Origin of the sequence: Streptomyces sp. NPDC050509, from assembly GCF_044457965.1 — a bacterium.
Lineage (GTDB): Bacteria > Actinomycetota > Actinomycetes > Streptomycetales > Streptomycetaceae > Streptomyces.
The window spans coordinates 485,360-505,368 of sequence record NZ_JBITHL010000005.1; the positions used below are offsets into that span (position 1 = coordinate 485,360).

The following is a 20,009-nucleotide window of genomic DNA, read 5'->3' on the forward strand; positions in this document are numbered from 1 at the left end:
CCCTCACCGACGCGCCTCTCTCGGACCACGGTCCGCGGATGGAGTAGTAGGGCCTCCGTTTGCCAGAAAGTTCCGGTTCACGTCGATGAGCTGATCAAGCGATTCTCTGGCGTTGGTGAGGTTGTCGATGGTGCAGGAAAGGCGGGTTCGCTCCTGATCCATCGCGGTCAGGGCTTTCCGGGCTTTGTCCGCGTCGGGCTCCGTCATGCAGGGAACCATCTGGGCGATGGCCCTGCTGGACATTCCGGCGGCCAGGAACACCTGGATCAGTGCCACCCGCTGGACGTGATCCTCGTCGTAGTACCGCTGGCCGCTCGGGGACCTTGTGCTGACCAGCAGCCCCTGCTGCTCGTAGTAGCGCAGCGACCGACGGCTTGCTCCCGTCCTGGTGGACAGTTCGCCAATCCGCATCTCAACCCCTCGTGTGCGACGGGCCACCATGACTTGCCCTTGACATCGATGTGAGCGTTTAGGTTAACCCCATGACCGGCGACCTGGCGTCGGAGCATCCGGCCGCCGGCTCACCGATGTCCGGAGCGCGAAAGGGAGAAGACTGTGATCAAGTTCGCTTTCATGATCAACCGTATCGACGGGATGAGCTTCGAGGAATTCGTCGAGCATCACCGGAACCGCCATGCGCCGTTGTTCACGTCCATCCCGGAGGCGCGGCAGTACGTGAAGAAGTACACCGTCTCCCACCCGGTGCCCGCCGAAGGGTATCCGCGTCCCGCCTACGACGGCCTCACGGAAATCTGGTTCGCAAGCTGGGGGGACCACGACGCCTTTTTCGCGTCCGACAACTACAAGGAATTGGTGAACCCGGACGAGGGCCGGTTCATCGACATGAATTCGGTAGCGGTCATGGTCACCGAGGAGACTGTCGTGGTCTGACTCCTCGGGCGCGCGCTGTCCGCGCGCCCCGCTCAGCCCTTCGCCCGGCGCGCCAGGCCCAGTGCGTACTCCGGCCACCAGGTGCCCGCCGCCGGGCCGCCGCGGCAGGGGCCGTCCGATTCGCCGGGGCGTTTGATCCAGAGGAACGCGTCGACCAGTTCGTTGCCGGTGTTCGTGGTCGGCGGGGTGCCCAGGGCGCGGCCCGGGGGGTTGCACCAGGCCTCGTCGCGGTCGCCGGGGAGCGGGCCTCCGCCGTTTCTGCTGGTGTCCATCGTGAAGTGGGTCTCGCCGAGCAGGCCGGCGAGCTGGGTGCCGTACGTCTTGACCGTGTCGTTCGTCTGGAAGTTGGACACGTTGAGCGAGAAGCCGTCCGCCGCGCCGACGCCCGCCCGCTGGAGCGCGCCCGCGATCTTGGCCGGGTCGGAGATCCAGTCCGGGTTGCCGGCGTCCACGTACACGCGGGTGTGCGGCTGCCGCTTCAGACGGCCGACCGCGTGGGAGAGGAGCTCGTACCGCTCGGTGTGGTGCTCGGCGGGGGTACAGCCGTCCGCGAGGTGCGGGACCGCGTCCGGCTCCAGGACGACGACGGCCTTGGCATCGCCGATCGCGCTCGCGAAGGTGTCGATCCAGTCGCGGTAGGACTGCCCGTCGGGGGCGCCGCCCGCCGAGTAGAGCCCGCAGTCGCGGTGCGGGATGTTGTACGCGACGAAGACCGCGGTCCGCTTGTCGGCGGTCGCGCCCCGTACCGCCCGGCGGACCTGCGGCTCGGGGTTGTCGCCGGCCGGCCAGACGGCGACCGCGCGGTCCGCGATCCGCTTGAGGAGCTTCGCGTCGTCCGAACGCCCCTGCTTCTCCCACTCCTTGACCTGCTGGACCGCGTCACTGTCCGGGTCGATCCAGAACGGCGACGCCGCAGACGGGGCCGCCTCGCCCTGGACCGCCGGGGTCGTCCGCGCGCGGGGAGCGGCGGGCGCGTCGCCCCCGGGCCCGGACGGGGCGCAGCTCACCGCCGCGGCGAGCCCGAGCAGGACCGCGACGACGGCCGTCGATGTGGCGCGCCTGCCGTGCGACGGCGACGGCGACGGCGATGACGGGTGTGGTCTGCGGCCGGACATCCAGCCCCCTCGGAAGTCGACTGGGCGCGACGGACTGGGCGACGTTGGGAATGGCAAGACCGGCATATCGTTACATAACGTTCAGTCGGTAGTGCTCTGCGACACCGACAGTGCGATACCGAGCGGCGTCCGCTCGTACAGCACCTGGTGTCCGTACCGCCGTGATGTCAGCAATCCCGCCCCGCGCAGCGCCGAGAGGTGCGCCGACACGGAGGACGGGGCCAGCCCCAGCAGCCGTGCCAGCGTCGTCGTCCCGGCCGGTTCGTCCAGTGCGCACAGCACATCGGCCCGCGCCCGGCCCAGAAGCCGGGCCAGGGCGTCGGGCGTGCGGTCCGTCGGCCGTGTCCACAGCCCGCCGATGCCGCGCACCGGGTAGATCACGGCCGGCTGCCACGGCGGCCGGTAGCCGCTGACGACGCGCGGCCAGCAGAACACGCTCGGCATCAGGACCAGCCCCTCGCCGCCGAGGACCCGTGTGTGGCTGACGTGCGTCCCTCTGATCGTCAGCGTGGAGCCGGCCGTCCAGGCGAGCTGCGGGCTCAGCTCACCCAGCAGCCCGTGCAGCCCGTTCTCCGCCAACCGCCGCGAGTGGTATGCCACATCGGCGTCCAGCAGGGTGCGCAGCCGGGGCCAGTCGGGTTCGACCAGTTCGTGCCATGCCCGCTCCAGCAGTCCGGCCAGCATCGTGAGGGACCGCGCCGGATCCGCCGCCATCGCCCGGCCCCAGGGGGTCGCCGCGGCACCTGGGGTGTCGGCGAGCGCCAGGGCGATGTCGGTCCTGACCAGCTCCGGGTCGGTGGCGCGGACGGCCGCGATCTCCTCCTCGAAGGAGGGGAGGGGGACCGACGGCGGCCGGGCGAGGAAGTCCGGATTGTGCCCGTGCTCGGGCATCAGGAGATGGAGCGGTGCGAGGTCGATCGCCGCCGACCGGATGCGGCGCAGCCACGGCAGGTGGTACGCGTGCCGCTCGGGGCGCGCGAGGGTGCGTACCGCCTCCTGCGTCTCCCAGAGGGGTGAGACGGCGAACCGGCAGCGGAGCAGATCGCCCTCATCGAAGTGGAGCTGGAACGGCATGGCGCGGGCGGTCCCCATTCGGTCCGGGAGTTCTGGAACGTCGACGTTCTGGAGCGGTCGAGGTTCTTCAGTATCGAAGATTCGGACTTGTCCGAATGTCTGTGGGCGGGAGCCCCCGCCCCGCCAGTCTGCCGTCATGTCCAAGAACGCTCGCCGTGGATACGGCGCCGTCTTCGCCGTCCACGAGTTCCGGTTCGTCTTCGCCGCGCATCTTCTCTCGCTGCTCGGCGTGGTCGTCAGTGAGATCGCGCTGACCTTCCTCGTCTACGAACTCACCGGCTCCCCGCTGCTCAGCGCCCTCACCTTCGCCCTTGGCCTGCTCCCCTACATCGTCGGCGGGACCCTTCTCGCGGGGGTCGCCGACCGCTACCCGGCCCGGCGGGTGCTGGTGGTCTGCGATCTGCTCTGCGCCGTGTGCGTCGGGGTGATGGTGCTGCCCGGTACGCCGATCGCCGGGCTGCTGGCCCTGCGCTGTGTCGTCGCCGCGATCGCGCCCGTCTTCACCGGGACCAGGATGGCCGCGCTGACCGACATCCTCGGCGAGGGCGACCTGTACGTACTCGGCCGCTCCCTGCTGCGGATCGTCTCGCAGAGCGCGCAGCTCGCCGGGTTCGGGGTCGGTGGGGTGCTGCTCGCCGTCATCCCGGCGCGGGGCGCGATCTGTGTCACTGCCGGTACGTTCCTCTGCTCGGCCGCGCTGCTGCGCTTCGGGACCCGCGACCGGCCCGCCCGCGCCACCGGCCGGAACGGCGCGCTGCTGGGGGATTCGTTCGGCGGGGCCCGGCTGCTGCTCGGCGACCGGCGTACGCGGGGGCTGTTGCTGCTCTTCTGGGTGCCCGCGATGTTCGTCGTGGCGCCCGAGGCCCTGGCCGCACCGTACGCCGACGCCCTCGGCCTCGGCCCGGCCGCCCTGGGGCTGCTGATGTGCGCGATGCCCGTGGGGCACATCGTGGCGGAGCTGTACGTCGGTACGGCGCTCTCCTCGAGGGCCCGCTCCCGCCTCGTCCTGCCGGCCGCCGCCTTCGGCGTGCTGCCGCTGCTCGTGTACGCGGCCGAACCCGGCCTCGGCTGGGCGCTGAGCGCGCTCGTCCTCGCCGGGGCGGGAGCCGCGTACGTCATCGGCCTCGACCAGTGGTTCGTCGCGGCGGTTCCGGAGGAACTGCGCGGCCGGGCGATGACGCTGCTCACGGCCGGTCTGATGACGATCCAGGGGCTCGGCATGGCCGCCGCGGGACTGGCCGCCGAGTTCCTGCCCGTCCACCAGGTCGTCGCCGCGGCGGGGGCGATCGGCACGCTCTGCTGCCTCGTCCTGGTGCGTGAGGTCCACCGCACCCGGGCGCGGGATCCCGAGCACCGGGCGCCGGGGCCGGACCGTACGACCGAAGTGCGAGACGAGGCTGACCCGCAAGTGACCAGTGGGTAAGGTCGGTGGCGTGTCCAAGCCGCTCAGCCTGCCCTTCGACCCCATCGCCCGCGCCGACGAACTCTGGCAGCAGCGCTGGGGGCCCGTCCCCTCCATGGGGGCCATCACGTCGATCATGCGCGCGCACCAGATCCTGCTCGCCGGGGTGGACGCCGTCGTCAAGCCGTACGGTCTCACCTTCGCCCGGTACGAGGCGCTGGTGCTGCTCACCTTCTCCAAGGCCGGCGAACTGCCGATGTCCAAGATCGGTGAGCGGCTGATGGTCCATCCGACCTCCGTCACCAACACGGTGGACCGGCTCGTGACCTCCGGACTGGTCGACAAACGGCCCAACCCCAACGACGGGCGCGGCACGCTCGCCTCCATCACCGACAAGGGCCGCGAGGTGGTGGAGGCCGCCACCCGCGACCTGATGGAGATGGACTTCGGGCTCGGGGTCTACGACGCGGAGGAGTGCGCCGAGATCTTCGCGATGCTGCGCCCGCTGCGGGTGGCCGCCCAGGACTTCGAGGGCTGAGCCCGGCACGGAGGCCCGGGGCACGGAGGCCCGGGGGAGGGGCGGGCGAAGATCGCCCTTTGTGCCCGGTTAGGCTCAGCCCATGAAGTCGAATGTGCTGTCCCGCTACCGGGTGATGGCGTACGTCACCGCCGTATGGCTGCTGGTCTTCACCGTGGCGATCATCCTGAAGTACGGGTTCGATACCGGCAACACGATGGTGATCTCGCAGATCCACGGTGTGCTCTTCATCATCTATGTGGTCTTCGCCTTCGACCTGGGCTCCAAGGCGAAGTGGTCCTTCGGGAAGCTGCTGTGGGTGCTGGCCGCCGGCTGTATCCCCGTCGCGTCGTTCTTCGTCGAGCCGAAGATCACCCGCGAGGTCCAGCCGCTGCTCACGGACCGCGCCCCGGAAACCGCCCAGGCCTACTAGAAGCTTCTTCATCCGCCGCCCGCACCTTCTGCGGGCGGCCGTTTCGTCCAGTGGGGCCACCCGGTCGCGCCACTACGGCCATCGACATTTACTTGGACGTCCTAGTAAATTGGTCCTATGAACGCTGACGCCATCGAAGAGGGCCGCCGGCGCTGGCAGGCCCGGTACGACAAGGCCCGCAAGCGTGACGCGGACTTCACGACGCTCTCCGGGGACCCCGTGGAGCCGGTCTACGGGCCCCGGCCCGGCGACACCTACGAGGGCTTCGAGCGGATCGGCTGGCCCGGGGAGTACCCGTACACCCGTGGCCTGCACCCGACCGGCTACCGGGGCCGGACCTGGACCATCCGGCAGTTCGCCGGCTTCGGCAACGCCCGGCAGACCAACGAGCGCTACAAGATGATCCTGGCGGCCGGCGGCGGCGGGCTCTCCGTCGCCTTCGACATGCCCACGCTCATGGGCCGCGACTCGGACGACCCCCGCTCGCTCGGCGAGGTCGGCCACTGCGGGGTCGCCATCGACTCGGCCGCCGACATGGAGATCCTCTTCGCGGACATCCCGCTCGGCGACGTCACCACCTCGATGACGATCAGCGGCCCCGCCGTCCCCGTCTTCTGCATGTACCTGGTCGCGGCGGAGCGCCAGGGCGTCGACCCGGGCGTCCTCAACGGCACCCTCCAGACCGACATCTTCAAGGAGTACATCGCCCAGAAGGAGTGGCTGTTCCAGCCCGAGCCGCATCTGCGGCTGATCGGCGACCTGATGGAGCACTGCGCCGCCGCCATCCCCGCGTACAAGCCGCTCTCCGTCTCCGGGTACCACATCCGTGAGGCGGGCGCGACGGCCGCGCAGGAGCTGGCGTACACCCTCGCGGACGGCTTCGGCTACGTGGAGCTGGGGCTCAGCCGGGGGATGGACGTGGACACCTTCGCGCCCGGGCTCTCCTTCTTCTTCGACGCCCATCTCGACTTCTTCGAGGAGATCGCCAAGTTCCGCGCGGCCCGGCGGATCTGGGCGCGCTGGATGAAGGAGGTGTACGGGGCGCGCACCGACAAGGCCCAGTGGCTGCGCTTCCACACCCAGACCGCGGGCGTCTCGCTGACCGCGCAGCAGCCGTACAACAACGTCGTACGGACGGCGGCCCAGGCGCTTGCGGCCGTTCTCGGCGGGACGAACTCCCTGCACACCAACGCGCTCGACGAGACCCTCGCCCTGCCGAGCGAGCAGGCCGCCGAGATCGCGCTGCGCACCCAGCAGGTGCTGATGGAGGAGACCGGTGTCGTCAACGTGGCGGATCCGCTCGGCGGCTCCTGGTACGTCGAGCAGCTCACCGACCGGATGGAGGCCGACGCCGAGAAGATCTTCGAGCAGATCAAGGAGCGCGGTCTGCGCGCCCATCCGGACGGGCGGCATCCGATAGGGCCCGTCACCTCGGGCATCCTGCGCGGCATAGAGGACGGCTGGTTCACCGGCGAGATCGCCGAGTCCGCGTTCCAGTACCAGCGGGCGCTGGAGAAGGGCGACAAGCGGGTCGTGGGCGTCAACGTCCACCACGGCTCGGTCACCGGCGACCTGGAGATCCTGCGGGTCAGCCACGAGGTCGAGCGGGACCAGGTCCAGGTCCTGGCGGAGCGCCGGGCCGCGCGCGACGACGCACGGGTGCGTACGGCGCTGGAAGCCATGCTGACGGCGGCCCGCGACGGCTCGAACATGATCGCCCCGATGCTGGAGGCGGTACGGGCGGAGGCGACGCTCGGCGAGATCTGCGACGCGCTGCGGGACGAGTGGGGGACGTACACGGAACCGCCCGGGTTCTAGCCCCGGCTTCTAGGCCCGGCTTCTGGAGCTGGACCGACCTTCCGTGGTCACTCGTCCGGGTGAATTACCTCGGAGTGAGAGCTGAAATGGGTGGTATGTCCACCGAGGAAGTCCGCGAAGGGCTCTCCGGGGAGTTCCCCGACTCGCTCGCGGACGCGCTGGCAGGCGTGCAGCGCACGATCCGGCGACGGCTGCGCGGCGGAATGACCGCCGCGCCGCTGCGCGGAACCCAGGTCGAGCTGTTGCGGCTGGTCGCGGCGCGCCCCGGGATCCGGGTGTCGGACGCCGCCCGGGAGCTGTGGCTCGCGGACAACTCCGTCTCCACGCTGGTCAACCAACTCGTCCTGGCCGGCTGTCTGCGCCGGGAGACCGATCCGGCCGACCGGCGCTCCACGCTGCTGTCGCCCACCCCGGCCGGTGAGGCCCGGCTGAGCGACTGGCGGGCGCGCCGGTCCGCTCTCGTACGCGAGCAGGTGGCGCGGCTGACGGACGAGGACCGAGAGGCCCTGGCGGCGGCCCTGCCGGCGCTGCGCAGACTCGCGCACCACCTCCACGAGGAACACGAAGAAGAACGCGAAGAAGAACACGAGGAAGGGGAGGGCACATGACCCACACCCCCGAATCCGCCCCGGATCCCACCGGGGGACCCGACGCCGTGGCCGCCGTGCGGTGCTCCGGGCTCACCTACGCCTTCGGCGAGACCAAGGCCGTCGCCGCCCTCGACCTCTCCGTCGGCGCGGGTGAGGTCTTCGGACTGCTCGGGCCGAACGGCGCGGGCAAGACCACCGCGATCCGCTGCATCACCACCCTCCTGCCCGTCCCGGCGGGCATGGTCCGGGTCTTCGGGCACGACGCGGCGAAGGAGAAGATGGCCGTCCGCAGGCTGCTCGGGTACGTACCGCAGCAGCTCTCCGCCGACGCCGCGCTGACGGGCCGCGAGAACGTGACGCTGTTCGCCCGCGTCTTCGACGTACCGCGCCGCGAGCGGTCCGAGCGCGTCGCGCAGGCGCTGGCGGCCGTCGATCTGACCGGCTCCGCCGACCGCATGACCAAGACGTACTCCGGCGGCATGATCCGCCGCCTCGAACTCGCGCAGGCCCTGGTCAGCGCGCCCCGGCTGCTCATGCTGGACGAGCCGACGATCGGCCTCGACCCGATCGCCCGCACCAGCGTGTGGGAGCACATCAACGCCGTGAGGAACGCCACGGGCATGACCGTCCTCGTCACCACGCACTACATGGACGAGGCCGACCAGTACTGCGACCGCGTCGCGCTGATGCACCGCGGGCGCGTCCACGCCCTCGGCACGCCCGACGAGCTGCGGGCCGAGCTGCGCGACCGCCGGGTCGCCGGGGCCCTCGCCGGTCCGGGGGACCCCGTTCCGACGCTGGAGGACGTCTTCAGGGACGTCGCCGGCAGTGGTCTGGACGAAGAGGGAGGCGACTTCCGTGATGTCAGGTCCACCCGCCGCACCGCGTCCCGGGTCGGCTGAGACGGCCGAGGGCGGGGGTACGGGCCCGGGCCCCGACGCCGGGCGGTTCGCCCTGCTGCTGGTCCCGCCGCGGGCCCGCACCGGCTGGCGCGTGCTGCCCGCCTGGGTCCTCGCGATGTGTGTCGTGGAGCTCCAGAAGCTGCGCCACGACCGCACCGAGCTGTACACCCGGGCCGTTCAGCCCGCCCTCTGGCTGCTGATCTTCGGCGAGACGTTCACCCGTATCAAGGCCATCCCGACCGGTGGCATCCCGTACATCGACTATCTCGCGCCCGGCATCATCGCCCAGTCCGCGATGTTTATCGCGATCTTCTACGGCATCATGATCATCTGGGAGCGTGATGCGGGCATCCTGACCAAACTGCTGGTCACACCCACCCCGAGAGCCGCGCTGATCAGCGGCAAGGCGTTCGCGTCCGGGGTGAAGGCGCTGATCCAGGCGGTCGTGGTGATCGTCATCGCGGCGGCCCTCGGGGTGGGGCTGACCTGGAACCCGCTGCGACTGCTCGGCGTGGCCGTCGCGGTGATCCTCGGCTCGGCCTTCTTCTCCTGCCTGTCCATGACGATCGCGGGCATCGTGCTGACCCGCGACCGGCTGATGGGCATCGGCCAGGCCATCACGATGCCGCTGTTCTTCGCCTCGAACGCCCTCTACCCGGTGGCGATCATGCCCGGCTGGCTCCAGACGGTCAGCCGGATCAACCCGCTGAGCTACCAGGTGGACGCGTTGCGCGGGCTGCTGCTCGGTACGCCGTCGCATCTCGCGCTGGACTACGGGGTGCTGCTGGGGGCGGCGGTGCTGGGGATCGCGGCGGCCTCGTCGCTGCTGGGCCGGCTGGCGAGATGACACCCCGGGATGCCTGCGGGATGCCCCGCGTGAGGACAAGCGGCCCGCCCCGGGTCACCTCGGGGTCAGGCCGCCCAGCAGGAGTTCCGTGAACGTACGGGCCCACACCTCGTCCACCGGCTCCGCGCTCACCATGGTGCGGTTGACCACGGCGCCGGCGATCACGTCGAAGATCAGGTCCGCGGTACGGGCCGCCGTCGCGGCGTCCGGTTCGTACGGGAGTTCACCGCGGGCCTGGGCGCGCTCGCGGCCCAGCAGCACCAGCCGTTTCTGCCGTTCGACGATCGAGACCCTGATCCGCCGCCGCAGCGCCTCGTCCCGGGTGGACTCCGCGATCACCGCCATGAGCGCGGTCTTGGTCTCCGGCCGCTCCAGCAGCGCCGCGAACTGCAGGACGGCGCTCTCGACGTCGGCCGCCAGACTGCCCAGGTCGGCGAGTTCCATCAAGTCGAACGGGGCCGCGACGGCGTCCACCACCAGCTCGCTCTTGGACGGCCAGCGCCGGTAGAGCGTCGTCTTGGCGACGCCCGCGCGGGCCGCCACGTCGCCCATCGTCAACTTCGTCCACCCGAGCTCACCCAGGGCCGCCCTGGTCGCCTCCAGGATCGCGGCGTCGGCCTCGGCGCTGCGGGGGCGTCCACGCGGCCCGGAGCGGCTGTCACGGGGGCCGGGGCGGCTGTCGCTGCGCATGCCCGCGACCATACCGGCCGGTAGGGGTGTGAGCCGGCTCACCGGGGGAGCCGGGGGGAGTCTGTACACGTCGCTGACGCGACAGTTACGCTACGACCCGTAGCGGAAGCGGTGTGCGGCCGGAGCGGGCCCACCGCTTTTCTCAAGTGCGCGCCGAGGGGGGAGGATGTACTCATGCAGCCTAGGAACATGTCCATGAGCGGCGTCGTCGACCTCGCCGCGGTGAAGGCGGCCGGTGAGGCCAAGGTGAAGGCGGAGCAGGCCCGTGCCGAGTCCGCCCGGCAGGGCGGCGCCGGCGCCGTACCCCCGTCCAGCCTGGTGATCGACGTCGACGAAGCCGGCTTCGAGCGCGATGTCCTCCAGCGTTCCACCGAGGTACCGGTCGTCATCGACTTCTGGGCCGAGTGGTGCGAGCCGTGCAAGCAGTTGAGCCCCGTACTGGAACGCCTGGCCCGTGAGTACAACGGCCGGTTCGTTCTCGCCAAGATCGATGTCGACGCCAACCAGATGCTGATGCAGCAGTTCGGGATCCAGGGCATCCCCGCGGTCTTCGCGGTGGTGGCCGGGCAGGCGCTGCCGCTCTTCCAGGGCGCGGCCCCCGAGACCCAGATCCGTCAGACGCTGGACCAGCTCATCCAGGTCGGTGAGGAGCGCTTCGGGCTCACCGGGATCGCGGTCGACGCGACCGACGGCGAGGATGACGACGCCGCGGAGCAGGAGGCCGCCGTACCGGAGGGTCCGTACGACGCCCTGCTGGAAGCGGCCGTACAGGCGCTGGACGCCAATGACTTCCCCGCCGCCGCCGAGGCCTACCGCAGCGTGCTCTCCGACGATCCCGGCAACACCGAGGCCAAGCTCGGCCTCGCCCAGGCGGAACTGCTCGCGCGGGTCCAGGGGATGGACCAGGCGCAGGTGCGCAAGGACGCGGCGGACCGGCCGGCCGATGTGGCGGCGCAGATCGCCGCGGCCGACCTGGATCTGGTCGGCGGGCATGTGGAGGACGCGTTCGGCCGGCTCGTGGAAGCCGTACGCCGTACCGCCGGTGACGACAGGGAGGCGGCGCGGGTCCGGCTGCTGGAGCTGTTCGAGGTGATCGGCGGGGACGATCCGAGGGTGACCGCGGCACGGTCGTCGCTGGCCCGGGTCCTCTTCTGATTCCGGGGTGCTGACGAGGCGTCCGTCGTGCCGGCGCACCGGTGAACCGGTCGGTGGTGGTGTCGGCACGGCCGACTCCGCGGTCCCACCGCAGATTTGGCGACTTGACGCCAACAGGCGTCGCTCTTTACCAAAACTTGGTAAAAGAGATTACTGTTACCCGCAGTAAATCAACTCCCTTGGTCTGTCCCGCTATGGGGGGCAATCACCGCTTCTGACGCATCGGCACGCGGCACCCTGTGTGGTCGCGCGATATCGCCTGGTCGCGTGCCGGTTATCTGGCCGTTACCAGCGAGTAACGAACCCCTTGTGTCAACAGCGCGAATGCACCACGATCGGCGACGCTCGGTCCATTTCCGCATCAGCACGGCAGCCAGTCGCGCCCTCGGTCCATGGGTCCCCACCGAGCGGTCCGGCGGCACTGCCGCCGGCCCGGACAGGGGGGTTCCTGCCCACCCGGCAGGGCCTGTCCAGAGGTTGCGCGAACGCGTGGCCAGTGGTTGTCGCTCGGGGGTGATCGCCGGTGATTCCGGGACGCGGTTGGCGCCTCCGGAGGCAGGCGCTCTCCTTCCCGAGGACGTAGCACTTCTCCCATCCCAGGACGGGCTCCCACCCGATCCGGAGATGTACGTCCGAGAAGGAGGACATTCATGGAGTCCCAAGTTCGTGGCGGGACCAGATGGAGGCGGTTCGCCGTCGTCATGGTGCCGAGTGTGGCCGCGACGGCAGCGATAGGTGTCGCGCTGGCACAGGGCGCGCTCGCGGCCTCGTTCAGCGTGTCCGGCCAGAGCTTCAAGGTCAGCGCGGACCAACTGGTCGGTTACGACTTCATTCAGTACGGCAGCATCGACGCGGGCACGGACCTGAAGGGGAACAAGACCGCCAACCCGGTCGCCGTCTCCGGATTCAGCCGGGCCACGATTACCAACATGTGCCAGTCGGTGGTCACGCCGAACGTGCCGATCTTCGGCTCTGTCAGCCTGGAGCTGCGGGCCGGTACGAACGCGAACAAGCCGGTCAAGGCGACCAACATCTACATCGACATCGCCCAGTTGGACGCCGACGCCGAGTTCGAGAAGATCGACATCGGTGTGGCGGCGGGCGACAAGAACAACAAGACCGGCATCAACCCTGGTGATCAGGCCAACGAGTTCGGCTTCGCGCAGCGTGCCGAGAAGGCCACGCTCACCAACGTGGAGCAGACGGCATGGGCGACCACGGCCGGCACCTTCACGCTGAGCAATCTGAGCCTGAAGCTGCACAAGGGCGTCAAGGAGTGCTACTAAGCACCGCCCGGGGCGGGCGGGTTCCGTTACGGCACGGGCCCGTCCGCCCGCTCCGAACTCTTTCTCACGGCAACACCGGTACCAGGGAGCTGTTTTCCATGAGCGCCGAGTCTTCTGATCCCCGAGGCTCCTCGGATTCCCCCGGTTCTCCCGGCCCATTCACCTACTGGCGGCTGCGTTTCCGGGCCTGGCGCGGTACCCGGCCCTTCTGGGCGGGGCTGCTCACGTTGCTCAGCGGGCTGCCGATCGCCTACTTCCCCTACGCGGAAGTGAAGATCGGGGGACTCACCCTGGCGATGGCGACGACGGCCGGCGCCGGGTCGCTGATCATCGGCGTCCTGCTGGTCACGCTCGGCCTGACGATGTGGTTCCACTCGATCGTCAGAGTGTTCGCGGGCGTCGCTACGATCCTGCTGGCGTTGGTGTCGATCCCGGTCTCCAATCTCGGCGGCTTTCTCATCGGCTTCCTGTTCGCCCTGATCGGCGGCGCGCTCTCGATCTCCTGGGCTCCCGGCGTACCGGCCGCGCCCGGCACCGAGGGCCGCACCCCGCACGAGGCTCCGGGGCCCGACGGCTCCGGTGACCGCCTTCCCTTCCCCGGTTCACGGGACGGGGAGGACCCGAACGTGACGGATACGACTGCCCATGCCAACGGCGGGAGGAACAGTGCGGGGTGACGACGCACAGCGCATCGCGGCGGGTGGCGATGGCCCCAGGGTGAGAAAAGGGCCGCGGCACGCGGCCCCGAAGAAGTCCCTTCTGACGAAGCTCCAGATACCCGCCGGCAAGGCGATGGCCCTGGCGGCGATGCCCACCGCGGTCTTCGTGGGCATGGGGCTCACGCCCCGGCTCGCGATGGCCGAGGGCAGCGACGACATCCCCTTCGCGCCGGGCCCGTGCGTGACCCGCTCGGACGAGCCGTCCGCGTCGGCCTCGGAGTCGCCGTCGCCCTCGGCGTCCGCGACGAAGCCGGGTACGGACCCGGACACGGAGGAGCCCGGCGCGTCCCCGTCGCCCTCGGCCTCGGACACCGCGCGGCCGGAGCCGTCGGGGTCCGGCGCGGGGTCCGGGTCCGGCTCCGGAGCGGGCGATGCGCAGAAGCCCGTCGACCCGGACCCCACGGCCACCTCCAGCCCCAGCCCCACCCCCACCTCTACGGAGTCCACGAACCCGCTGGACCCGCTGGGGCTCGGTGACGCGCTGGGCGACCTCCTCGGCGTACCGGACAAGGACGCGACGAGCAGCCCCGCGCCGAGCACCGGCGCCTCCGCCACCGGGAAGCCGGACGAGGCGGGGAAGGACGACGAGGCGGGGAAGGACGACGAGAAGAAGCCCGCCGGGAAGCCGTCCACCGGATCGTCGGACGACGGGGCGGGCTCGGACGACGAGGGTACGAAGGACGACCCGGCGGCCGAGAAGGCCAAGGACGCGATCAAGGAGGCGGCCAGGAAGGCCGGCGCCGAGGTCGAGGAACTCGGCGACGACGCCAAGGGGCTCAAGGCCCGCGAGGACGACGACATCCCGGCCGGCGCGAAGGGCAAGGAACCCTACCCCTGCCCGACGGCCGACCCCGACGCCCTCGCCGCGGCCACGGAGGAGCAGGGACTCCCGCTGCTCCCCGACGACCCCTGGACACTCAACAGTTCGCTGCTGACGCTGAACGGCCTCGACTACAAGGGCATCGTCGAGGTACGGACCTACAGCGGCAAGGTCAAGAAGGTCCTGAAGTTCACGGCCGCGTCCCTGGACATCAAGGACCTGGACCAGACCGTCGTCTACCCCCAGGGCCGGACGGCCCATGTGGAGGCGCGCGCGGGCTCCACGTCGACCATCCGCGACGGCGAGGTGACGATGTACACGGAGGAGCTGAAGGGCAATCTCTTCGGCCTGATCCCGATCACCTTCAGCCCGGAGACCCCGCCCCCGCTGAACGTCCCGTTCGCCTTCTTCACGGACGTCAAGGTCACCCAGGCGGGCCAGTTCGGCGGCACCCTGACCATCCCGGGCCTCCACAACTACATCACCGGCTGAGCCGGCTGCCCCGGGGCCCGGTTGCCCCCGGTCCAGCTCGCGCCGCGGCCCCGCAGGCAGAGCGCCGGCGGGGCCGCGGGGACGAGCGGGTGCGTCAGGCGGAGGCGCCGCCCAGGTGGTGGACGCGGACCATGTTCGTCGTGCCGGGGACGCCGGGGGGCGAGCCCGCGGTGATGATCATGGAGTCGCCCTCGTTGTAGCGCTGGAGCTTCAGCAGTTCCTCGTCGACCAGGTCGACCATCTCGTCCGTGCTGTGCACCCAGCGGACGATGAAGGACTCCACGCCCCAGCTCAGCGCGAGCTGGTTGCGGGTCGACTCGTCCGTCGTGAAGGCCAGGATCGGCTGCTCGGCGCGGTAGCGGGAGAGCCTGCGGGCCGTGTCGCCGGACTGGGTGAAGGCGATCAGCGCCTTGCCGCCCAGGAAGTCCGCGATCTCGCACGCCGCGCGGGCCACGGAACCGCCCTGCGTACGGGGCTTCTTGCCCGGGACCAGCGGCTGGAGGCCCTTGGAGAGCAGCTCCTCCTCCGCCGCGACCACGATCTTCGACATCGTCTTGACGGTCTCGATCGGGTACGCGCCCACCGACGACTCGGCGGAGAGCATGACCGCGTCCGCGCCGTCCAGGATCGCGTTCGCGACGTCGGACGCCTCGGCGCGCGTCGGACGGGAGTTGGTGATCATCGACTCCATCATCTGGGTCGCCACGATCACCGGCTTGGCGTTGCGGCGGCACAGCTCGATGAGGCGCTTCTGCACCATCGGGACCTTTTCGAGCGGGTACTCGACGGCCAGGTCACCACGGGCCACCATGACGCTGTCGAACGCCGCGACGACGGCCTCCATGTTGGCGACGGCCTGCGGCTTCTCGACCTTGGCGATGACGGGGACCCGGCGGCCCTCCTCGTCCATGATCTTGTGGACGTCCAGCACGTCGTGCGCGTCGCGGACGAACGACAGCGCGACCATGTCGCAGCCCATCCGCAGCCCGAAGCGCAGGTCGTCGATGTCCTTCTCGGAGAGGGCCGGGACGTTGACCGCCGCGCCGGGCAGGTTGATGCCCTTGTGGTCGGAGATCACACCGCCCTCGATGACGATGGACTTGACCTCGGGGCCCTCGACCTCGACGACCCGCAGCTCGACGTTGCCGTCGTTGATGAGGATCTGGTCGCCCTTGGAGACGTCGCCGGGCAGGCCCTTGTAGGTGGTGCCGCAGATCGACTTGTCGCCGGCGACGTCCTCGGTGGTGATGGTGAACTCGTCACCGCGCACCAGCTCGACCGGTCCCTCGGCGAAGGTCTCCAGGCGGATCTTGGGGCCCTGGAGGTCGACGAGCACGCCGACCGCGCGACCGGTGTCCTCCGCGGCCTTGCGGACGCGGTGGTACCGCTCCTCGTGCTCCGGGTGGCTCCCGTGGCTCATGTTCAGACGGGCCACATTCATGCCGGCCTCGATGAGCGACTTCAACTGCTCGTACGAGTCGACGGCTGGGCCCAGGGTGCAGACGATTTTGGAACGGCGCATGAGGCGGATCCTATCGGTTTGTTTCGATGCGGAATATTCCGTCTGGTGGAAAGTACAAATGGGCGGGTGTGCGCTCAGGCGATAGGTGTGCGAAGGGTGGGCGTTTCGTCGCCGTCCGTCCGCTCCACCAGGGCGAAGCTCTGCCGCGCGATCTCCAGCTCCTCGTCGGTCGGCACCACGGCCACCACCACCCGGGCACCGTCCGGCGAGATGACCCGCGGTTCGTCGGAACGTACGGTATTGCGCTCGGCGTCCACCGCCAGACCCAGGTTCTCCAGGCCCGCCACCGCAGCTTCCCGTACCGCCGCCGCGTTTTCCCCGACACCCGCCGTGAACGCCACCGCGTCCACCCGGCCGAGTACCGCCGTGTACGCGCCGATGTACTTCCTCAACCGGTGGATGTAGACGTCGAACGCGAGCCGCGCCCGCTCGTCGCCCTCCTCCACCCGGCGGCGGATCTCGCGCATGTCGTTGTCCCCGCAGAGGCCGACCAGACCGCTCTTCTTGTTCAGAAGTTCATCGATCTCGTCCACGGACATGCCCGCCACCCGCTTGAGATGGAACGTGACCGCCGGATCGATGTCCCCGGAGCGCGTCCCCATCACCAGCCCCTCCAGCGGCGTCAGCCCCATCGACGTGTCCACGCAGCGGCCCCCCTCGACGGCCGACGCGGAGGCGCCGTTGCCGAGGTGCAGCACGATGACATTGACCTCGGACGGGTCCTTGCCCAGCAGCTCGGCCGTCCTGCGCGAGACGTACGCGTGCGACGTGCCGTGGAAGCCGTAGCGGCGGATACGGTGCGCGTCGGCCGTCGCCGTGTCGATCGCGTACCGCGCGGCGTGCTCCGGCATCGTCGTGTGGAACGCGGTGTCGAAGACGGCGACCTGCGGCAGGTCGGGGCGGAGCCGCTGGGCGGTACGGATCCCGGTGAGGTTGGCCGGATTGTGCAGCGGCGCGACCGGCACCAGCCGCTCGATCTCCGCCAGTACGGCGTCGTCCACGACCGTCGGCGCGCTGAACTTCAGCCCGCCGTGCACCACCCGGTGGCCGATCGCCGCCAGCTCGGGGGAGTCGAGACCGAGCCCGTCGTGCGCCAGCTCCGCCGCGACGGCCTCCAGCGCCGCCGCGTGGTCGGCGATCCTGCCCGTACGTTCGCGCTTCCCGCCGGGTCCTGACGCCAGCGGGGTGTGCACCAGGCGGGAGTTCTCCTCGCCGATGCGCTCGACCAGTCCGACGGCGAGCCGGGAGCTGTCCGCCATGTCCAGGAGCTGGTACTTCACGGACGAGGAACCGGAGTTGAGGACGAGGACACGGGTGGCGCGGGGAGTCACTGGCTGCTGGCCTTCTGCTGGACGGGGACGGGACTGGGAGTGCGGCGCGGTCATACGGGGGCGTCCTGCGCCTGTATCGCGGTGATGGCGACGGTGTTCACGATGTCCTGCACCAGCGCGCCGCGCGACAGGTCGTTGACCGGCTTGCGCAGCCCCTGGAGCACCGGACCCACGGCCACGGCGCCCGCCGAGCGCTGCACGGCCTTGTAGGTGTTGTTGCCGGTGTTCAGGTCCGGGAAGATCAGCACCGTCGCCTGCCCGGCCACCTCCGAGTCCGGCAGCTTGGTCGCGGCGACGGACGGCTCGACCGCCGCGTCGTACTGGATCGGGCCCTCGATGCGCAGCTCGGGCCGGGCCTCGCGCACCAGCTTCGTCGCCTCGCGCACCTTGTCGACGTCCGCGCCGGAGCCCGAGGTGCCCGTCGAGTACGAGAGCATCGCGATCCGCGGCTCGACCCCGAACCGGGCGGCGGTGACGGCGGACTGGACGGCGATGTCCGCGAGCTGTTCCGCGTTCGGGTCCGGGTTGACCGCGCAGTCGCCGTACACCAGCACCTTGTCGGCGAGGCACATGAAGAAGACCGACGAGACGATCGACGCGTCGGGCTTGGTCTTGATGATCTCGAAGGCGGGCCGGATCGTCGCGGCCGTCGAGTGCACCGAGCCCGAGACCATGCCGTCCGCGAGGCCCTGCTGGACCATGAGCGTGCCGAAGTAGTTCGGGTCGGCCACCACGTCGTACGCCAGCTCCACCGTGACGCCCTTGTGCTTGCGCAGCTCCGCGTACCGTTCCGCGAAGTCCTGGCGCAGGTCGGAGGTGGCAGGGTCGATGAGCTGGGTGGCGGACAGGTCGATGCCGAGGTCGGCGGCCTTCTTGCGCAGGACGTCGACGTCGCCGAGCAGGGTCAGGTCGCAGACGTCGCGGCGCAGCAGTACGTCGGCGGCGCGCAGTACGCGCTCCTCGGTGCCCTCGGGCAGTACGACCCGGCGGCGCAGGGAGCGCGCCTGCTCCAGCAGGTCGTGCTCGAACATCATCGGCGTGACATGGCCGCTGCGGGCCACCGACATCCGCGCCAGCAGATCGGCGGTGTCGACATGGCGCTCGAAGAGGCCGAGCGCGGTCTCCGCCTTGCGGGGCGTCGCCGCGTTCAGCTTCCCCTCCATGCCGAAGAGTTCGGTGGCGGTGGGGAAGGAGCGGCCCGGTACGGAGACCACCGGGGTGCCGGGCGCGAGCCGGGCGGCGAGGGTGAGGACGGTGTCGTCGGGCCGCTCGTCGAGGGTGAGCAGGACGCCCGCGATGGGCGGGGTGCCGGCCGAGTGCGCGGCGAGCGCGCCGACCACCAGATCGGCCCGGTCGCCGGGGGTGACCACCATGCAGCCGGGGGTGAGGGCGCCCAGGAAGTTGGGGAGCATGGCGCCGCCGAAGACGAAGTCCAGCGCGTTCCTGGCGAGCCCGGAGTCGTCGCCGAGCAGCACGGTGCCGCCCAGCGCCTGGGTGATCTGGGCGACGGTCGGGGCGGCGAGCGCGGGCTCGTCGGGCAGCACGTGGCAGGGGACCGGGAGCTGCGCGGCCAGGCCCTCGGCGATGGCCGCCCGGTCCTCGGCGGCGACCCGGTTGACGACCATGGTCAGGACGTCGCAGCCGAGCACCTCGTAGGCGCGGTGCGCGTTGCGCGCCTCGGCGCGTACGGACTCGGCGCTCTGGCCCTTGCCGCCGACGACGGCGATCACGGAGGCGCCGAACTCGTTGGCGAGCCGGGCGTTGAGGGACAGCTCGTCGGGGAGCTGGGTGGCGGCGAAGTCCGTGCCCAGGACGAGGACGACCTCGTACCCCCGCGCCACCCCGTGGAACCGCTCCACCAGCCGCTGGACCAGTTCGTCGGTGCCCCGCTCGGCCTGGAGGGCGGCGGCCTCGTGGTAGTCGAGGCCGTAGACGGAGGACGGGTCCTGCGACAGCCGGTAGCGGGCGCGCAGCAGGTCGAAGAGGCGGTCGGGGCCGTCGTGGACCAGCGGCCGGAAGACCCCCACCCGGTCCACCTGGCGGGTCAGGAGTTCCATGACTCCCAGCTCGACGACCTGCCGGCCGTCCCCGCGATCGATCCCGGTCACGTACACGCTGCGCGTCACGCGTGCTCTCCCGTTCCTGCTCATGGCCCGTTCCGCGGCGCGCCGGTCGGGGGATCGTCCCCGTGGCCCCGCGGGACGGGTCCCGGTTCGTGTGGACCACCAGGGGAGTTCGCGCCCCCGGTGAGTGGCGCATGAATGGCGCGATCCCGTTGGGGTGGCCATGTCCTCTTGACAATACCTCCGGGGGTCGTTAACGCGCCCGGGGAATCCCCGGGTTTACAGCGACTGCGACGGCAGGAGAAAGCGCAGGTCGAAGCGTTTCTTCAGGCCGCTGGGCGC

General features: G+C 70.5%; 19 protein-coding genes. 12 read left to right on the plus strand and 7 right to left on the minus strand.

From position 1 onward, the window contains the following. Positions 1-3 precede the first annotated feature (3 nt). The gene (locus ACIBJC_RS17685) at positions 4-411 is read right to left on the minus strand and encodes a MerR family transcriptional regulator (protein WP_399292961.1); all 408 of its coding nucleotides are present in this window, start codon (positions 409-411) and stop codon (positions 4-6) included. A 144-nt stretch (positions 412-555) separates the two neighbouring features. On the opposite strand from ACIBJC_RS17685, the gene ACIBJC_RS17690 reads away from it, so the two are divergent. After that, complete coding sequence (locus ACIBJC_RS17690; RefSeq protein ID WP_399292963.1) at positions 556-891, plus strand: EthD domain-containing protein; 336 nt, start codon at positions 556-558, stop codon at positions 889-891. Between the two features lie 32 nt (positions 892-923). Here ACIBJC_RS17690 and ACIBJC_RS17695 read toward each other — a convergent pair whose 3' ends face one another. Next, positions 924-2,006, minus strand: a complete 1,083-nt coding sequence (locus ACIBJC_RS17695) for a glycoside hydrolase family 6 protein (RefSeq protein WP_399292965.1) — start codon at positions 2,004-2,006, stop codon at positions 924-926. 81 nt (positions 2,007-2,087) lie between these two features. Beyond that, on the minus strand, positions 2,088-3,080 hold the full coding sequence (locus ACIBJC_RS17700) for a DUF5937 family protein (RefSeq protein ID WP_399293211.1): 993 nt from the start codon (positions 3,078-3,080) through the stop codon (positions 2,088-2,090). A gap of 136 nt (positions 3,081-3,216) precedes the next feature. Between ACIBJC_RS17700 and ACIBJC_RS17705 the strand changes: the two genes are divergently transcribed. From ACIBJC_RS17705 to ACIBJC_RS17735, 7 genes are all read left to right on the plus strand, one after another. Then, the gene (locus ACIBJC_RS17705) at positions 3,217-4,503 is read left to right on the plus strand and encodes an MFS transporter (RefSeq protein ID WP_399292967.1); all 1,287 of its coding nucleotides are present in this window, start codon (positions 3,217-3,219) and stop codon (positions 4,501-4,503) included. Between the two features lie 10 nt (positions 4,504-4,513). Further along, complete coding sequence (locus tag ACIBJC_RS17710) at positions 4,514-5,020, plus strand: MarR family winged helix-turn-helix transcriptional regulator (RefSeq protein WP_399292969.1); 507 nt, start codon at positions 4,514-4,516, stop codon at positions 5,018-5,020. An 82-nt stretch (positions 5,021-5,102) separates the two neighbouring features. Further along, a complete protein-coding gene (locus ACIBJC_RS17715; RefSeq protein ID WP_399292971.1) occupies positions 5,103-5,432 on the plus strand; it encodes a DUF3817 domain-containing protein in 330 nt (109 codons plus the stop codon). 117 nt (positions 5,433-5,549) lie between these two features. Beyond that, positions 5,550-7,250, plus strand: a complete 1,701-nt coding sequence (locus ACIBJC_RS17720) for a methylmalonyl-CoA mutase (protein ID WP_399292973.1) — start codon at positions 5,550-5,552, stop codon at positions 7,248-7,250. A gap of 95 nt (positions 7,251-7,345) precedes the next feature. Then, entirely contained in the window at positions 7,346-7,858 is a 513-nt protein-coding gene (locus ACIBJC_RS17725) for a MarR family winged helix-turn-helix transcriptional regulator (protein WP_399292975.1), read from the plus strand. Further along, complete coding sequence (locus ACIBJC_RS17730) at positions 7,855-8,742, plus strand: ABC transporter ATP-binding protein (protein WP_399292977.1); 888 nt, start codon at positions 7,855-7,857, stop codon at positions 8,740-8,742. The genes ACIBJC_RS17725 and ACIBJC_RS17730 overlap by 4 nt, the downstream gene beginning before the upstream one ends. Next, positions 8,702-9,589, plus strand: a complete 888-nt coding sequence (locus tag ACIBJC_RS17735; RefSeq protein WP_399292979.1) for an ABC transporter permease — start codon at positions 8,702-8,704, stop codon at positions 9,587-9,589. Before ACIBJC_RS17730 ends, ACIBJC_RS17735 begins: the two co-directional genes overlap by 41 nt. A 54-nt stretch (positions 9,590-9,643) precedes the next feature. Here the strand turns inward: ACIBJC_RS17735 and ACIBJC_RS17740 are convergent, their stop codons facing one another. Next, positions 9,644-10,279: a TetR/AcrR family transcriptional regulator gene (locus ACIBJC_RS17740; RefSeq protein ID WP_399292981.1), complete on the minus strand. Its 636-nt coding sequence runs from the start codon at positions 10,277-10,279 to the stop codon at positions 9,644-9,646. Between the two features lie 174 nt (positions 10,280-10,453). Here ACIBJC_RS17740 and ACIBJC_RS17745 point away from each other — a divergent pair, with 174 nt between their 5' ends. From ACIBJC_RS17745 to ACIBJC_RS17760, 4 genes are all read left to right on the plus strand, one after another. Further along, positions 10,454-11,434, plus strand: coding sequence for a tetratricopeptide repeat protein (locus ACIBJC_RS17745; RefSeq protein ID WP_399292983.1), 981 nt, complete (start codon positions 10,454-10,456; stop codon positions 11,432-11,434). 650 nt (positions 11,435-12,084) lie between these two features. Beyond that, positions 12,085-12,720: a DUF6230 family protein gene (locus ACIBJC_RS17750; RefSeq protein ID WP_399292985.1), complete on the plus strand. Its 636-nt coding sequence runs from the start codon at positions 12,085-12,087 to the stop codon at positions 12,718-12,720. 98 nt (positions 12,721-12,818) lie between these two features. Then, positions 12,819-13,397 carry a DUF6114 domain-containing protein gene (locus tag ACIBJC_RS17755; protein WP_399292987.1) on the plus strand — a complete coding sequence of 193 codons (579 nt, stop codon included), beginning with the start codon at positions 12,819-12,821 and terminating at the stop codon, positions 13,395-13,397. Then, entirely contained in the window at positions 13,387-14,751 is a 1,365-nt protein-coding gene (locus ACIBJC_RS17760) for a hypothetical protein (RefSeq protein ID WP_399292989.1), read from the plus strand. The genes ACIBJC_RS17755 and ACIBJC_RS17760 overlap by 11 nt, the downstream gene beginning before the upstream one ends. Before the next feature lie 94 nt (positions 14,752-14,845). Here ACIBJC_RS17760 and pyk read toward each other — a convergent pair whose 3' ends face one another. The 3 genes from pyk to pta all read right to left on the minus strand — a co-directional run bounded on the left by pyk (position 14,846) and on the right by pta (position 19,730). Next, positions 14,846-16,273, minus strand: a complete 1,428-nt coding sequence (gene pyk / locus ACIBJC_RS17765) for a pyruvate kinase (RefSeq protein ID WP_399292991.1) — start codon at positions 16,271-16,273, stop codon at positions 14,846-14,848. Positions 16,274-16,347: 74 nt separating this feature from the next. Beyond that, the gene (locus tag ACIBJC_RS17770; protein WP_399292993.1) at positions 16,348-17,658 is read right to left on the minus strand and encodes an acetate kinase; all 1,311 of its coding nucleotides are present in this window, start codon (positions 17,656-17,658) and stop codon (positions 16,348-16,350) included. After that, entirely contained in the window at positions 17,655-19,730 is a 2,076-nt protein-coding gene (pta, locus tag ACIBJC_RS17775) for a phosphate acetyltransferase (RefSeq protein WP_399292995.1), read from the minus strand. The genes ACIBJC_RS17770 and pta overlap by 4 nt, the downstream gene beginning before the upstream one ends. Positions 19,731-20,009: the final 279 nt, after the last annotated feature.